Here is a 15,441-nt window from a genome sequence, read left to right on the forward strand (position 1 = left end):
TCTAACTGTCACAAAAAAGACTTTCCTTTTTGTTTCACTGTCAGGTTTCGCAAAACCCTGATGAATGGGATTTTCTTCATCTCTTAACACGGCTACACTCGCAGAGCAGCGGAGATGAACGTTATGCGGGTTCATCGGTCAAATTAGCACATCCAACATACAGGACAGTGGTTATGTTCAGGCAGTTGAGAAAAACACTGGTTGCGACACTGATTGCCGCCGTGACGGTGGGTCAGGTGTTGCCCGCTTTCGCTGACTCGTCCGATTCATTGCCGGACATGGGCACCACGGCAGGAAGCACGCTCTCCATCGGGCAGGAGATGCAGATGGGTGATTATTACGTACGCCAGCTGCGCGGCAGTGCTCCGCTGATTAACGACCCATTGCTGGTGCAATACATTAACGGTCTGGGAATGCGTCTGGTGGCGCACGCCGACTCGGTAAAAACGCCCTTCCACTTCTATTTAATCAATAACGACGAAATCAACGCCTTCGCTTTCTTTGGCGGGAACGTGGTACTGCATTCGGCGTTGTTCCGTTATTCCGATAACGAAAGCCAGCTGGCGTCCGTCATGGCGCACGAAATTTCGCACGTCACCCAGCGCCATCTGGCGCGTGCGATGGAAGATCAGAAGCGTAACGCCCCGCTGACCTGGGTGGGCGCGTTGGGTTCTATTCTGCTGGCGATGGCCAGCCCGCAGGCCGGGATGGCGGCACTTACCGGGACGCTGGCGGGGACGCGTCAGGGGATGATCAGCTTTACCCAGCAGAACGAGCAGGAAGCAGACCGCATCGGCATTCAGGTTTTACAGCGTTCCGGCTTTGACCCGCAGGCCATGCCGAGCTTCCTGGAAAAGCTGCTCGACCAGGCACGCTACTCGTCGCGCCCGCCTGAAATTCTGTTGACCCACCCGCTGCCGGAAAGCCGCCTCTCGGATGCGCGTAACCGTGCCAACCAGATGCGTCCGGTCGTGGTGCAGTCTTCGCAGGATTTCTACATGGCCAAAGTGAGAACGCTTGGCATGTACAACTCCGGACGTAATCAGCTCACCAGCGATCTGCTGGACGCGCTGGCGAAAGGCAACGTGCGCGAGAAAAACGCGGCGCAGTATGGTCAGGCGCTCCAGGCGATGGAGGCCAGCAAATACGATGAAGCGCGAAAAGCGCTACAGCCGCTGCTGGCGGCGGCGCCTGACAATCCGTGGTATCTCGACCTCGCCACCGATATCGATCTGGGGCAGAAAAAAGCGACCGATGCGATTAATCGCCTGAAAGGGGCGAAAGATCTTCGTAATAATCCAGTATTGCAGCTTAACCTGGCGAACGCCTACCTACAGGGCGGCCAGCCCGGCGAGGCGGTGACCATTCTGAACCGCTACACCTTTAACAATAAAGATGACCAGAACGGCTGGGAGCTGCTCGCCCAGGCCCAGGGGCAACTGGGTAACCGCGATCAGGAGCTGGCCGCGCGTGCGGAAGGTCTGGCGCTGGCGGGTCGTCTCGATCAGGCCATTTCCCTGCTGAGCAGCGCCAGCTCGCAGGTGAAGCTTGGCAGCCTGCAACAGGCCCGCTACGATGCGCGAATCGACCAGCTGCGCGGCCTGCAACAACGCTTTAAGCCGTACGAGAAGATGTAATAAAGGAGAAGTCATGACAGACGCGGTAAAAATTTACCATAACCCTCGCTGCTCCAAGAGCCGAGACACCCTCAGCCTGCTGAAGTCTAACGGCATCGAACCGGAAGTGGTGCTGTACCTGGAGACGCCGCCGGACGCGCAGACTATCCGCCAGCTGCTGAAGATGCTGAACATGGGCAGCGCACGCGACCTGATGCGTCAGAAAGAAGATCTGTATAAGTCGCTCAATCTGAACGATACCACTCTCACTGAAGATCGGCTGATTCAGGCGATGGTCGACAATCCAAAGCTGATTGAGCGCCCGATTGTGGTGGCAAATGGCAAGGCGCGTATCGGCCGTCCGCCGGAAGACGTGCTCGAGATCGTCTAATCGTTACGCCGCAGCGCTTCCAGAAACGCCTGCGGCGTACGCTCTCCCAGCTTTTTCTGCGCTTTTCCCCGGTTGTAAAACTCACACAGTTGGATCAACAGCTCTCCCATCGGTTCACTGTTCACCCGCGGAATGATTTCGCGTAACGGCACGGTGACCTGAAGGGCGAGATAATACTGTGAATGCACTTTTACGGTGACGTTATGCTCCGGCAAGTTCACTTCTAGCCCAAAAGTCTCAACAGATTGAATATCAGCCGGACAGGCAGCCAGCACCTCGTTCGTCCAGCGGGTCAGCAACTGCGGCGATACGCCAGCATAAAGCCGGGCGTAACACCAGCCGCTGACGGGTTCACGCGCCCAGAGCAGGTGTTGCTCGCCACCGTCGTCCATATGCAGCGACAGCGGCTGATGATGCAGGAGTAGCTTCTGCGGCATGATCCCGGCCTTCAGCGCCTTTTTGCCCTGCAACGACGCCCCCTTTTGTTTTACCGAAGCTGGTTTGAGGTAGCGGTTCAGGGTCGCGCGGGAAACGGCGATCCCGAATCCGTCATTCACCAGCAGCAGCAGATCGTCCAGCGGTGCCCCGGTGATATCCCGCAGGGCATTTATCAGTGCCGCCTGCTCTTGTCTCAGCGCTTTGTGTATCACTTTTGGCGTTGTGTGGTTATCCGAAACCTGGTCGCGGTTGCGCCAGCGCCTGACGGTGGTGACCGAGATCCCCAGCTCAACGGCAAGTTCCCTGTCGCTTTTATCTGACTGCTGAAGATAACGACGGATACGCGGTGTGGTGGTGGCGTTGGCATGCAGTTTGATTTCCATCGCGTCTCTCCGGAACTAATCTTATGAGATTTATATCAGAGCAGCGAATGCTTTGTGACCGATTTCACCTTTCGCTCGCCACGCTTCACTGATAATCCACAGACATAACATAAACAACACCTCTCAATCTTGTACGGAGTTCACAATGAACAATGTTCTGGGATTTCTTGAAGCAAAACTGATGCCGCTGGCGGCGAAAACGGCCCAGCAGCGTCATCTTGGGGCCATTCGCGGCGCCTACGTGTCATTCATGCCGTTTATCATCGTCGGCTCCATTCTGCTGGTGATCTCCTCCTTCCCGAATCAGGCCTATCAGCAGTTTATGTCTCAGGCCTTTGGTGAGAGCTGGAGTGCAATTATAGAGATCCCGTTTAACGCGGTGTTCTCAACCATGTCGCTGTTTATCAGCTTCCTGGTGGCCTACCGCCTGGCTGAGCATTATGGCGAGGACCGCATCTCCTGCGGCATCCTGGCGCTGGTCGCGTTTCTGATCCTGACGCCCTTTATCAAAGTGGCGGAAAACGGCGGCATTACCGTGATGCCGGTGGAGTGGATTGGCAGCAAAGGGCTGTTCGTGGCGATGATCGGTTCCCTGCTGTGGACGGAACTGTTCTGCTGGCTGAAGCGCAAAAAGCTGGTCATCAAAATGCCGGACGGCGTGCCTCCGGCGGTGCAGGAGTCGTTCGCGGCCCTGATCCCGGCCCTGCTGGTGATGATTCTGGTGCTGCTTATCCGCATCATCTTTGAAAACACCCACTATCACACCATCCACCAGTTTATTTATGAAGTGGTTGCCACCCCGGTGCGCCACTACGGCACCTCTTATTTCGGGGCGCTGATGACCGTATTCAGCATCACCATTCTGTGGTCAGTGGGCATTAACTCCGGTTCGATGATCAACGGGATTATTCGCCCGCTGTGGATGGAGAATCAGACCGACAACATCGCCGCGATCCAGGCGGGAACGACGCCGCCGCACATCATCACCGAACAGTTTTTTGACATGATCTGGATGGGTGGCGCGGGCGCCACGCTGTCGCTGGTGATTGCGATGCTGATTTTCGCCCGCAGCAAAAACATGCGCGAAGTCGCGCGCCTCGGTGCGGGCGCGTCGGTGTTTAACATCAACGAACCGATTCTCTTTGGCCTGCCGGTGATCATGAACCCGATCATGCTCATCCCGTTCAATCTGGTGCCGCTGGTGCTGGTCACCGTGCAGTATGCGGCGATGAAAATTGGTGCGGTCGCCGTCACCACCGGGGTGTTTATCCCCTGGACGCTGCCGCCGGTTATCAGCGGCTTTATCGTCACCGGGCACCTGAGCGGCAGCGTGATGCAGCTGATCAACCTGCTGATTGGCGCCATGCTGTACCTGCCTTTCATGCGTATCCTGGATAAACAGTACCGCGCGGCGGAGCTGACTACCGCTACGCAACCCGACACCACCCTTGCAAAACAGGAGTAAAGCATGTGGGGAATTATCGCAACCTGGCGAATGGCGCTTGAAGGCGTCACGGAATCTGCGTCTGCGCTGGCTGCGGGCAAACCTGTCGCTCCGGCGGTGGTGGATGCCGTCGCCGCCGTCGAGGACTTTCCGTTTTATAAATCCGTCGGCTACGGCGGGCTGCCGACCGAGAACGGCGAGGTGGAGCTGGACGCGGCCTATATGGACGGCGACACGCTGGCGTTCGGCGCCGTGGGCAATCTGGTGGATATCGCCAACCCGGTGCGCGTGGCGCATGCGCTCAGCCGCCAGCGCTATAACAGCCTGCTGGTCGGCCAGGGCGCGCGCGAATGGGCGCTGAGTCAGGGCTTTGCCGATAAAACCATGCTCACGGATCGCGCCATGCAACACTACCGTAAGCGCTGCCGCGAAACGCTGGACAAGGGGTTAAGCCCCTACGACGGACATGACACCGTCGGCATCATCGGCCTCGATAAACAGGGCTCGATGAGCGTCGCCACCTCCACCAGCGGCCTGTTTATGAAAAAACGCGGTCGCCTCGGTGACTCACCCATCATCGGCTCCGGCTTTTACTGCGACAGCGAAACCGGCGCGGCCACCGCCACGGGCGTCGGTGAAGATCTGATGAAGGGCTGTACCAGCTACGAAATCGTTCGCCGGATGGCGCAAGGGATGACGCCGCAGCAGGCGGCGGATTCGGTGGTGTTCGAACTGGAAGACAAGCTGATGTCGCGCTTTGGCCGCGCGGGCGATCTCTCCGTAGTGTGCATGAACAGCAAAGGAGAATTTGGCGCCGCGACCAACATCAAAACCTTCTCGTTTGTGGTGGCGACGGCTCGCCAGCCCCTCACCGTTTTCCGTACTGAACGCCTGCGGGAGAAAACGCACTATCACGCGGTAGATGAGGAGTGGATGCAGGCCTATGCCGCGCGGATCCGCGCACCGATTGAGGAGTCATGATGATCACATACCAGTTTATCAACGCGCTTTCAGACGCGAAGCCGCAAAGCCATTTGATTGCGCGCGCTGACAGTTCCCTGTTACCGGAAAGCGCTCTTGTCGCTGAAATGCGCCAGCAGAGCACCGTCGCGGACGCGCGCTTTGGCTGCGCGCCGTTTGCCCGCATCACCCTTTTGCCGGATGCGCTCTGGCATGACGCCCTGACCGAAGGGTTGCTCACCGCCCTGCGACCGCTGCTTGCCGCCCCCGCCAGCGCCGAACTCGTGCTGGACGTGACGGATATTGACGATGTGGTGCTGGCGCAGGTACTGCGTTTTCTCTTTAATCAGGCGTACAGGCTCAGTGACCTGAAGCTGAAGAAGACGGACGAAGCGCTGCGTCTTACCTGCATCACTGCCCTCTGCCTGCCGGAACAGCAGGCGAAGCTGGAGACGACCTTCCGCCAGCAGCAGGCCATTGCGCTCGGCATGGTTGCGGTCGGACGTCTGGCGGATATGCCGTCCGACCGCTGCACGCCGCAGTTTGTGGTGGAAGAGGCGCAAAAACTGTGTGCCGCCAGCCCTGCCCTGTGCTGCGAAGTGTTGGATGAAACGCAAATTGTTGAGCAGGGGCTGGGGCTACTGCATGCCGTTGGCAAAGGGGCGACCTGCCCGCCGCGCCTGCTGGCTATTCACTATAACGGCGTGTCTGATGGCCCGGTGCGCTGTTACGTGGGAAAAGGCATTACCTTTGACACCGGCGGCCTGTGGCTGAAGGAAGGCGCGGGCATGTACACCATGAAATATGACATGTGCGGCGCGGCTAACGTGCTCGGGCTGATGCTGACCGTTGCGGAGCTGAAATTACCCGTGCGCATCATGGGCGTGCTGGCGCTGGCGGAAAACGCCATCGGCCCCGACGCCATGCAGCCCGGCACGGTGGCGATGGCCTGCAACGGCACCACCGTTGAAATCAACAATACCGATGCCGAGGGCCGGCTGGTGCTGGCAGACGCTATCGCCTGGGCGAGTCAGCGCCATCCGCAGGCGCACTATATCATTGATATGGCGACCTTAACCGGAGCGGTGGTGAAAGCGCTGGGGTATGAGCTGAGCGGGCTGATGACCCAGGATGAACCGCTGCGTCAGGCACTGACGCACGCGGGCAAACGGAGCGGCGACGAGGTGTGGTCCCTGCCGCTGGACGCGCGGCTGAGAAAGCAAACCGATAGCGCGATTGCCGATCTGTGCAACACGCCGACCAATAACGCGGCGATCAGCGCATCGGCGGCGTGGCTGCTGCATCACTTCTGCCCGTCGACCATTCCGTGGGCGCATCTGGATATCAGCGGGACGGCGCTGTGGCGAGAAAACGGACGGAGCGTGGCGTCGGGAAGACCGATTCCGCTGCTGGTGGAGCACTTGTTGGGGGATCTTTAGCCGGGTGGCGGCTACGCCTTACCCGGCCTACAAGGTATGACGGGTTTTCGTAGGCCCGGTAAGCGCAGCGCCACCGGGCAAAAAACTCAAAGCTTAAGAATATCTTTCACAAACGGAATGGTCAGCTTGCGCTGGGCGGTGATGGAGGCGCGATCGAGCTGATCGAGCGTATCAAAGAGCGTGCGCATCTCCCGATCCAGACGCTTGAGCAGGAAGCGCCCTACGTCTTCCGGCAGTTCAAATCCGCGCAGTCTGGCGCGCAGCTGAAGCGCCTGGAGTTTGTCTTCATCCGACAGCGGTTGCAGCTTGTAGATTTGCCCCCAGTCCAGACGAGACGCCAGATCCGGCAGCCCCAGATTGAGCTGGCGCGGCGGACGATCGCCAGTGATCAGCAGCCGGGTTTTGCCCGACTCCAGAATGCGGTTGTAGAGGTTAAAGATCGCCATTTCCCACGGTTCGTCCCCCGCCACGCATTCGATATTATCGATGCAGACCAGGGAGAGATGTTCCATGCCCTCCAGCACCTCAGGCACAAACCAGGTGCGTTTATCCAGCGGCACATAGCCTACCGCGTCACCGCGCGCCGAAAGCTCCGCACAGGCGGCATGCAGCAGGTGGCTGCGTCCCGCGCCTTCGCGTGACCAGATATAGATGTATCCGCTGTGTTCCTGGCGCAGCACGTTTTGCAGTGCAGCCAGTAAAGAGGGGTTATCACCCGGCCAGAAACTCGCGAAAGTTTCGTCGTCAGGGAGATAAAGTGGCAGAGAGAGCTGTGCCGGTCCGTTCAGAAATACCTCAACCAGAGATCTTACATAAAATCGGAATGGAGTTTAACACGGAACCTGCAAGGAGAGAACCGGGCGATCCTTCGCCCGGCATGACGATCAATGTGGCGCTTTTTCGCTTTCGTCCGCGTCCAGCACCACCTCTTCCGGGCGGATCACTGAGATCAGCTTGAAAATCAGGCTCAGGCCGACGCCGACGATGGTCGCCAGCGCCATCCCCTTCAGCTCTGCCGCGCCGATGTGCACCTTCGCGCCGCTCACGCCGATAATCAGGATAACGGAGGTCAGGATCAGGTTCTGCGCCTTGCTGTAATCCACTTTGGATTCAATCAGCACGCGAATACCGGAGGCACCGATCACCCCGTACAGCAGCAGGGAAACGCCGCCCATCACCGGAACCGGGATAATCTGGATCGCCGCCGCCAGTTTACCAACGCAGGAGAGCAGAATGGCGATGATCGCCGCGCCGCCGATAACCCAGGTGCTGTAGACGCGGGTGATCGCCATTACGCCGATATTCTCACCGTAAGTCGTGTTTGGCGTGGAGCCGAAGAAACCAGAGATGATGGTGGAGAAACCGTTGGCAAACATGGAGCGATGCAGGCCCGGGTCGCGGATCAGGTCGCGCTTCACGATGTTCGCCGTCACCACCAGGTGGCCGACGTGCTCAGCAATCACCACCAGCGCGGCAGGCAGAATAGTGAAAATGGCGAACCATTCAAAGCGCGGGGTGTAGAAGGTTGGCAGCGCGAACCAGTGCGCCTCGGCAATCGGGGTGGTATCCACAACGCCCATCAGGAAGGAGAGCGCGTAACCCGCCAGCACGCCGATCAGGATCGGGATAATCGCCATAAAGCCGCGGAAGAGGACGGAACCGAATACCGTCACGCCCAGCGTCACCAGCGAAATAATAATGGTTTTAGAATCCGGTGACTGACCGTCCGCAGGCAGCAGCCCGGCCATGTTCGCCGCCACGCCCGCCAGCTCCAGGCCGATGACGGCAACGATGGCCCCCATTGCCGCAGGCGGGAACATCACGTCCAGCCAGCCGGTACCGGCTTTCTTCACAATGAAGGAGACCAGGCAGAACAGCACGCCGCACATGATAAAGCCGCCCAGCGCGACCTCATAACCCAGCGGCAGCAACAGCAGAACCGGGGAGATAAACGCGAAGCTCGACCCGAGATAGGCCGGGATTTTGCCTTTACAGATGAAGAGGTAAAGTAGCGTACCGATGCCGTTAAACAGCAGCACGGTAGCCGGGTTAATGTGAAACAGGATTGGCACCAGCACGGTTGCGCCAAACATGGCGAACAGGTGCTGCAAACTAAGCGGGATTGTCTGTAAAAGCGGCGGTCTTTCACTCACCCCGATAGCACGGCGCGTCATAGTGTTTTCCTCTGAGTGTCATTGTTGGTTTTTATTCAAAAAAAAGCCGACTATCAAAGTCGGCTTCTTTATCGTTATTCGATTATTTAGTACCAAAAATCTTATCGCCGGCATCGCCGAGCCCCGGGATGATGTACCCGTGCTCGTTCAGTCCCTGGTCGACAGACGCGGTATAGAGTTCAACGTCCGGGTGCGCTTTTTCCAGCGCCGCGATACCTTCCGGCGCCGCAACCAGCACCAGCACTTTGATGCTGCTGCATCCCGCTTTTTTCAGCAGGTCGATGGTGGCGATCATCGAACCGCCGGTCGCCAGCATCGGGTCAACCACCAGCGCCATACGCTCGTCGATGTTAGAGACCAGCTTCTGGAAGTACGGGACCGGCTCAAGCGTCTCTTCGTTACGGTAGATACCCACCACGCTGATACGCGCGCTTGGGACGTGCTCCAGCACGCCTTCCATCATGCCCAGACCCGCACGCAGGATTGGCACCACGGTAATTTTTTTACCTTTGATCTGCTCAACCTGTACCGGACCGTTCCAGCCTTCGATGGTCACTTTTTCCGTTTCCAGATCAGAGGTCGCTTCGTAGGTCAGCAGGCTACCCACTTCAGAAGCCAGTTCGCGAAAACGCTTCGTGCTGATGTCATGCTCACGCATCAGGCCCAACTTGTGTTTAACGAGTGGGTGTTTCACTTCCACAATCTTCATTCTCTTTCTCCTCTGAGGTGGCATCCGCAAAAAAATCGCGGGATTATACCGCTTTTTTCGGATTGCGCCATACCCATCTTGCTTGACGTATATCAATCAAAGTGATTTAGAGACAAAAAAACCGGAGGCGAAGCTCCGGCTTGGGTGCGGGTTCTGCCCGGTGGCGCTGCGCTTACTCGGGCCTACGTGTAGTGTAGGTCGGGTAAGCGTTAGCGCCACCCGACAATTACAGGTTATCGCCGTTGCTGGCAATCACCTGCTTATACCAGTCGAACGATTTCTTCTTGCTGCGGTTCAGCGTGCCGTTACCTTCGTTATCTTTATCGACAAAGATAAAGCCGTAGCGTTTTTTCATCTCGCCTGTGCCGGCAGAGACCAGGTCGATACAGCCCCACGGGGTATAGCCCATCAGATCCACGCCGTCTTCCACCACCGCTTTTTTCATCTCGCGGATGTGTGCGGAAAGGTAGTCGATGCGGTACTGGTCGTTCACCGTGCCGTCGCTCTCCTGCACGTCGATCGCGCCAAAGCCGTTCTCAACGATAAACAGCGGCAGCTGGTAGTGATCCCAGAACCAGTTGAGGGAGTAGCGAAGCCCCACCGGGTCAATCTGCCAGCCCCAGTCGGATTTCTGCACGTACGGGTTAGAGACCAGGCTCTTGCTCTCGTCGTAATCCAGCGTCGGATTATCCGCCGTCGCCTTGGTGGCGAAAGACATGTAGTAGCTGAACCCGATGTAATCCACGCAGCCCTGCGTCAGCGCTACTTTATCTTCTTCGGTGATATCCAGCGCGAAGCCGCGACGTTCAAAGTAGTTGAGCAGATGCTGCGGATACTTGCCGCGCACGTGAACGTCGGTGAACCAGTAGCGACGATGCATGGCGTTCATCGCCATCATCATATCGTCCGGGGCACAGGTCAGCGGATAGATGGGGCACATGGCAATCATGCAGCCGATTTGCAGCGACAGGTTGATCTCGCGCCCCGCCTTCACCGCCAGGGCACTGGCCACCAGCTCATAGTGCGCCGCCTGGAACATCACCGGCTCGCGATCTTCTCCCGGCGCATATTTCAGCCCGGAGTTGGTAAACGGCGCAAAGTCTTCGTGGAAGTTGGCCTGGTTGTTGATCTCGTTAAAGGTCATCCAGTACTTCACTTTATGCTGGTAGCGCTCAAAAACGACCTTCGCGAAGCGAACAAAGAAGTCGATCAGCTTACGGTTGCGCCAGCCGCCGTATTCCGTCACCAGGTGGAAAGGCATCTCGAAGTGGGAAAGCGTGATCACCGGCTCGATGCCGTGCTTCAGGCACTCGTCAAAAAGATCGTCATAGAATTTGAGTCCCGCTTCGTTCGGCTCCAGCTCGTCGCCTTTCGGGAAGATACGCGTCCAGGCGATGGAGGTGCGGAAGCATTTGAACCCCATCTCGGCAAAGAGTTTGATGTCTTCTTTATAGCGGTGATAGAAGTCGATGGCTTCGTGGTTTGGGTAATTTTTCCCCTCCAGCACGCCGTTGGTGATTTCACGCGGTACCCCGTGGGCGCCTGCCGTCATGACATCGGCAACGCTCACGCCCTTGCCGCCCTCTTTCCAGCCGCCTTCGAGCTGGTGCGCCGCAACGGCCCCACCCCACAGAAAGCCTGCTTTAAATCCTGACATTCGCTATCCCTCATTCTGCGTTATTTTCTGCAAAAACAGTTACAGAAACCGGTTTCAGTTTGATGATGTGCAAAGGGGATAGCCGTTGCAAGCAGATCGCCGAAACCGGTTTCATTTTCGTGAACAGAGTCAAGTTTGTTGCCCTGGACAGCCCGCACAGAAAAAAAGATCCTCGCGCCGAGAATAGGCTCGCAAACGTTTGCCTGGACTGTTAGAATTGCGCCGATTTTTCTTACTAGCTATGCAATCGCGTGGGGATTTAAGCCGTGACCAACAAAACTTCTCTCAGCTACAAAGATGCCGGTGTTGATATTGACGCAGGTAATGCGCTGGTTGACCGAATCAAAGGTGTGGTGAAAAAAACCCGCCGCCCGGAAGTGATGGGTGGCCTGGGTGGATTCGGCGCACTGTGCGCGCTACCGCAAAAATATCGTGAACCTGTGCTGGTCTCGGGTACGGATGGTGTCGGTACAAAACTGCGCCTGGCGATGGATCTTAAGCGTCACGATACGATTGGTATCGATCTGGTGGCGATGTGCGTCAACGACCTGGTGGTACAGGGCGCCGAGCCGCTGTTCTTCCTCGATTACTACGCGACCGGCAAGCTGGACGTGGATACCGCAGCCAGCGTCATTAACGGTATCGCCGAAGGCTGCCTGCAATCCGGCTGTGCGCTGGTCGGCGGTGAAACCGCGGAAATGCCTGGCATGTATCACGGTGAAGATTATGACGTCGCAGGCTTCTGCGTCGGCGTGGTAGAAAAATCAGAAATTATCGACGGCAGCAAAGTGGCTGACGGCGATGTGCTGGTTGCGCTGGCCTCCAGCGGTCCGCACTCCAACGGCTACTCTCTGGTGCGTAAAATCCTCGAAGTGAGCGGTTGCGACCCGCTGACCACCGAGCTGGACGGCAAACCGCTGGCAGATCACCTGCTGGCCCCGACCCGCATCTACGTGAAAAACGTGCTGGAGCTGATTGAGAACGTTGACGTGCACGCCATCGCTCACCTCACCGGCGGCGGCTTCTGGGAAAACATTCCGCGCGTGCTGCCGGACAATACCCAGGCGGTGATCGACGCATCCTCATGGCAGTGGCCGTCCGTCTTCAACTGGCTGCAAACCGCAGGCAACGTGAGCTCTCACGAAATGTACCGCACCTTTAACTGCGGCGTGGGCATGGTTATCGCCCTGCCCGCCAGCGAAGCGGATAAAGCGGTTAAGCTGCTGACAGAAAAAGGTGAAAACGCGTGGAAAATCGGTACGATTAAAGCTTCCGATTCCGAACAGCGTGTGGTCATTGAATGAAAAACATCGTGGTGCTCATTTCCGGCAACGGAAGCAATTTGCAGGCAATCATAGACGCCTGCAAACAGAAGAAAATCAATGGCACCATTCGGGCAGTATTCAGCAACAAGGCCGATGCATTCGGCCTTGAGCGCGCGCGGGAAGCGAACATTCCTGCGCACGCGCTGGAAGCCAGCCAGTTCGCCGGGCGTGAAGCCTTTGACCGTGAGCTGGTGCAGGAGATTGACGCCTACGCGCCTGACGTGGTGGTGCTGGCAGGCTACATGCGCATCCTGAGCCCGGCTTTTGTTGCACACTACGCCGGACGACTGCTCAATATCCACCCTTCCCTGCTGCCAAAATACCCCGGTCTGCACACCCATCGTCAGGTGCTGGAGAACGGCGATGAGGAGCATGGTACCTCCGTGCATTTCGTCACCGACGAGCTGGACGGCGGTCCGGTCATTTTGCAGGCAAAAGTACCGGTCTTTGACGGCGACAACGAAGACGACGTGACCGAACGTGTGCAGACGCAGGAACACGCCATTTATCCGCTGGTGGTAAGCTGGTTTGTCGATGGACGTCTGGAGATGCGCAACGGCGCAGCCTGGCTGGACGGCGTGAAGTTGCCCCCGCAGGGTTATGCGGCTGAAGAGTAGTCTGTTTGAATTGCCCGGCGGCGCTTCGCTTGCACGGGCCTACGGTCCCGTAGGTCGTGGTAAGCGCAGCGCCACCCGCCCCCCCTCCCCCAACCCTCTAAATTCCCCAACAAAAAAATAACTGTCATACTTTTCTGGCACTGTTGGACATATCGTGGAAATGCTCGCCATAATAAGGACGAGACGGATTTACCACGTCCTGTGATTGAACTGGAGTGTGAGCTGTAATGGGTCAGGAAAAGTTATACATCGAGAAAGAGCTAAGCTGGTTAGCATTCAACGAACGTGTACTTCAGGAAGCGGCCGATAAAAGCAACCCGCTGATTGAACGTATGCGTTTTTTAGGCATCTATTCCAACAATCTGGATGAGTTCTACAAGGTTCGCTTCGCCGAACTGAAACGCCGAATCATCATCAGCGAAGAACAGGGCTTGAACTCCCACTCCCGGCATCTGCTTGGAAAAATCCAGTCTCGCGTCATGAAAGCCGATCAGGAATTTGATGGCCTCTATAACGAGCTGCTGCTGGAAATGGCACGCAACCAAATCTTCCTGATCAACGAACGCCAGCTCTCCGCGAATCAGCAAAACTGGCTGCGCCACTATTTCAAACATTATCTGCGCCAGCATATCACCCCGATTCTGATCAACCGTGAAACCGATCTGGTGCAGTTCCTGAAAGATGATTACACCTATCTGGCGGTAGAAATCATTCGGGGTGAGACCATTAACTACGCGCTGCTGGAAATACCGTCTGATAAAGTCCCACGCTTTGTAAACCTGCCGCCGGAAACCCCGCGCCGACGTAAGCCGATGATCCTGCTGGATAACATCCTGCGCTACTGCCTGGACGATATCTTCAAAGGCTTCTTCGATTACGACGCGCTCAACGCCTACTCGATGAAGATGACCCGTGACGCCGAGTACGATCTGGTGCATGAGATGGAGGCCAGCATGATGGAGCTGATGTCTTCCAGCCTCAAGCAGCGCCTGACGGCGGAGCCGGTGCGGTTTGTCTATCAACGCGATATGCCGGACGCGATGGTGGAGATGCTGCGCGATAAGCTGACCATCTCCCGCTACGACTCCATTATCCCCGGTGGGCGTTACCACAACTTTAAAGATTTCATTGGCTTCCCGAACGTCGGCAAGGCCAATCTGGTGAACAAACCGCTGCCGCGCCTGCGCCATATCTGGTTCGATAAGTTCCGCAACGGGTTCGACGCCATCCGCGAACGGGATGTGCTGCTCTACTATCCGTATCACACCTTTGAACACGTGCTGGAATTGCTGCGTCAGGCCTCGTTCGATCCGAACGTGCTGGCGATCAAAATCAACATTTATCGCGTGGCGAAAGATTCCCGTATCATCGATGCGATGATCCACGCGGCGCACAACGGCAAGAAAGTGACCGTGGTGGTTGAGCTCCAGGCTCGCTTCGACGAGGAGGCCAACATCCACTGGGCGCGCCGACTGACGGAAGCGGGCGTACACGTCATCTTCTCCGCGCCAGGGCTGAAAATTCACGCCAAGCTGTTCCTGATCTCCCGTAAAGAGGGCGACGACGTTGTGCGCTACGCCCATATCGGTACCGGGAACTTTAACGAGAAAACCGCGAGAATCTACACCGACTATTCGCTGCTGACTGCCGATGCCCGCATCACCAACGAAGTGCGTCGGGTGTTCAACTTCATTGAGAACCCGTACCGCCCGGTGAGCTTCGATTATCTGCTGGTGTCACCGCAGAACTCACGGCGCCTGCTGTACGATATGATCGATAAAGAGATTGCCAATGCGCAGAACGGCTTGTCGTCCGGCATCACGCTGAAGCTCAACAATCTGGTGGACAAAGGGCTGGTGGACCGCCTGTACGCGGCCTCCAGCTCCGGCGTTCCGGTAAATCTGCTCATTCGCGGCATGTGCTCGCTCATTCCGGAACTGGAAGGCATCAGCGACAATATCCGCGTGATCAGCATTGTGGATCGCTATCTTGAACACGATCGCGTCTATATTTTCGATAACGCCGGTGATAAGCGCGTATACCTCTCGTCCGCCGACTGGATGACGCGTAACATTGATTACCGTATTGAAGTGGCGGCACCGCTGCTGGATCCTCGCCTTAAGCAGCGTATCCTGGACATTATCGAGATCCTGTTCAGCGATACGGTGAAAGCACGTTATATCGACAAAGAACTCAGTAATCGCTATGTACCGCGCGGCAACCGCCGTAAAGTGCGCTCGCAGCTGGCGATTTACGATTACATTAAATCACTTGAGCAATCCGATTAA

The 15,441-nt window shown here is 57.1% G+C and carries 13 protein-coding genes; 8 read left to right on the forward strand and 5 right to left on the reverse strand.

Annotated features, from left to right (window positions below):
• Positions 1–173 precede the first annotated feature (173 nt).
• Together bepA and arsC are read left to right on the forward strand one after the other, a co-directional pair.
• On the forward strand, positions 174–1,637 hold the full coding sequence (gene bepA, locus O1721_RS20115) for a beta-barrel assembly-enhancing protease (protein WP_015572197.1): 1,464 nt from the start codon (positions 174–176) through the stop codon (positions 1,635–1,637).
• A 13-nt stretch (positions 1,638–1,650) separates the two neighbouring features.
• The gene (arsC, locus tag O1721_RS20120) at positions 1,651–2,007 is read left to right on the forward strand and encodes an arsenate reductase (glutaredoxin) (protein WP_015572196.1); all 357 of its coding nucleotides are present in this window, start codon (positions 1,651–1,653) and stop codon (positions 2,005–2,007) included.
• On the opposite strand, the gene O1721_RS20125 is transcribed toward arsC, so the two are convergent.
• Positions 2,004–2,828: a homeodomain-like domain protein gene (locus tag O1721_RS20125; protein ID WP_032649045.1), complete on the reverse strand. Its 825-nt coding sequence runs from the start codon at positions 2,826–2,828 to the stop codon at positions 2,004–2,006. The two genes, arsC and O1721_RS20125, sit on opposite strands and share 4 nt — an antisense overlap.
• Positions 2,829–2,973: 145 nt before the next feature.
• Between O1721_RS20125 and celB the strand changes: the two genes are divergently transcribed.
• From celB to O1721_RS20140, 3 genes are read left to right on the forward strand one after another with little or no spacing between them, the layout of a single operon-like run.
• A complete protein-coding gene (gene celB, locus O1721_RS20130; RefSeq protein ID WP_017383505.1) occupies positions 2,974–4,293 on the forward strand; it encodes a PTS cellobiose transporter subunit IIC in 1,320 nt (439 codons plus the stop codon).
• 3 nt (positions 4,294–4,296) lie between these two features.
• Positions 4,297–5,253: a glycosylasparaginase gene (locus O1721_RS20135; RefSeq protein WP_017383506.1), complete on the forward strand. Its 957-nt coding sequence runs from the start codon at positions 4,297–4,299 to the stop codon at positions 5,251–5,253.
• Complete coding sequence (locus tag O1721_RS20140; protein WP_032649047.1) at positions 5,253–6,671, forward strand: leucyl aminopeptidase family protein; 1,419 nt, start codon at positions 5,253–5,255, stop codon at positions 6,669–6,671. The genes O1721_RS20135 and O1721_RS20140 overlap by 1 nt, the downstream gene beginning before the upstream one ends.
• 86 nt (positions 6,672–6,757) lie before the next feature.
• Here the strand turns inward: O1721_RS20140 and O1721_RS20145 are convergent, their stop codons facing one another.
• The 4 genes from O1721_RS20145 to O1721_RS20160 form a co-directional block, all read right to left on the reverse strand.
• Positions 6,758–7,459, reverse strand: coding sequence for a DnaA inactivator Hda (locus O1721_RS20145; RefSeq protein WP_211482948.1), 702 nt, complete (start codon positions 7,457–7,459; stop codon positions 6,758–6,760).
• Between the two features lie 96 nt (positions 7,460–7,555).
• Complete coding sequence (uraA, locus tag O1721_RS20150) at positions 7,556–8,845, reverse strand: uracil permease (RefSeq protein WP_032649048.1); 1,290 nt, start codon at positions 8,843–8,845, stop codon at positions 7,556–7,558.
• A gap of 82 nt (positions 8,846–8,927) precedes the next feature.
• A complete protein-coding gene (gene upp / locus O1721_RS20155) occupies positions 8,928–9,554 on the reverse strand; it encodes a uracil phosphoribosyltransferase (protein WP_003860560.1) in 627 nt (208 codons plus the stop codon).
• Between the two features lie 226 nt (positions 9,555–9,780).
• Complete coding sequence (locus tag O1721_RS20160; RefSeq protein ID WP_032649050.1) at positions 9,781–11,211, reverse strand: 6-phospho-beta-glucosidase; 1,431 nt, start codon at positions 11,209–11,211, stop codon at positions 9,781–9,783.
• Between the two features lie 266 nt (positions 11,212–11,477).
• Here O1721_RS20160 and purM point away from each other — a divergent pair, with 266 nt between their 5' ends.
• The 3 genes from purM (at position 11,478) to ppk1 (ending at position 15,441) form a co-directional block, all read left to right on the forward strand.
• A complete protein-coding gene (gene purM / locus O1721_RS20165; protein ID WP_017383509.1) occupies positions 11,478–12,515 on the forward strand; it encodes a phosphoribosylformylglycinamidine cyclo-ligase in 1,038 nt (345 codons plus the stop codon).
• On the forward strand, positions 12,512–13,153 hold the full coding sequence (gene purN / locus O1721_RS20170; RefSeq protein ID WP_006811493.1) for a phosphoribosylglycinamide formyltransferase: 642 nt from the start codon (positions 12,512–12,514) through the stop codon (positions 13,151–13,153). The genes purM and purN overlap by 4 nt, the downstream gene beginning before the upstream one ends.
• 227 nt (positions 13,154–13,380) lie before the next feature.
• The gene (gene ppk1 / locus O1721_RS20175) at positions 13,381–15,441 is read left to right on the forward strand and encodes a polyphosphate kinase 1 (RefSeq protein WP_015572188.1); all 2,061 of its coding nucleotides are present in this window, start codon (positions 13,381–13,383) and stop codon (positions 15,439–15,441) included.

The sequence above is a fragment of the Enterobacter cloacae complex sp. HYC033_NIDB genome (assembly GCF_056673335.1).

What these genes read in the sequence shown, in the direction of transcription:
- bepA (WP_015572197.1), top strand. Translation starts at nt 174, where the DNA reads ATGTTCAGGCAGTTGAGAAAAACACTGGTTGCGACACTGATTGCCGCC.
- arsC (WP_015572196.1), top strand. Translation starts at nt 1,651, where the DNA reads ATGACAGACGCGGTAAAAATTTACCATAACCCTCGCTGCTCCAAGAGC.
- O1721_RS20125 (WP_032649045.1), bottom strand. Translation starts at nt 2,828, where the DNA reads ATGGAAATCAAACTGCATGCCAACGCCACCACCACACCGCGTATCCGT.
- celB (WP_017383505.1), top strand. Translation starts at nt 2,974, where the DNA reads ATGAACAATGTTCTGGGATTTCTTGAAGCAAAACTGATGCCGCTGGCG.
- O1721_RS20135 (WP_017383506.1), top strand. Translation starts at nt 4,297, where the DNA reads ATGTGGGGAATTATCGCAACCTGGCGAATGGCGCTTGAAGGCGTCACG.
- O1721_RS20140 (WP_032649047.1), top strand. Translation starts at nt 5,253, where the DNA reads ATGATCACATACCAGTTTATCAACGCGCTTTCAGACGCGAAGCCGCAA.
- uraA (WP_032649048.1), bottom strand. Translation starts at nt 8,845, where the DNA reads ATGACGCGCCGTGCTATCGGGGTGAGTGAAAGACCGCCGCTTTTACAG.
- upp (WP_003860560.1), bottom strand. Translation starts at nt 9,554, where the DNA reads ATGAAGATTGTGGAAGTGAAACACCCACTCGTTAAACACAAGTTGGGC.
- O1721_RS20160 (WP_032649050.1), bottom strand. Translation starts at nt 11,211, where the DNA reads ATGTCAGGATTTAAAGCAGGCTTTCTGTGGGGTGGGGCCGTTGCGGCG.
- purN (WP_006811493.1), top strand. Translation starts at nt 12,512, where the DNA reads ATGAAAAACATCGTGGTGCTCATTTCCGGCAACGGAAGCAATTTGCAG.
- ppk1 (WP_015572188.1), top strand. Translation starts at nt 13,381, where the DNA reads ATGGGTCAGGAAAAGTTATACATCGAGAAAGAGCTAAGCTGGTTAGCA.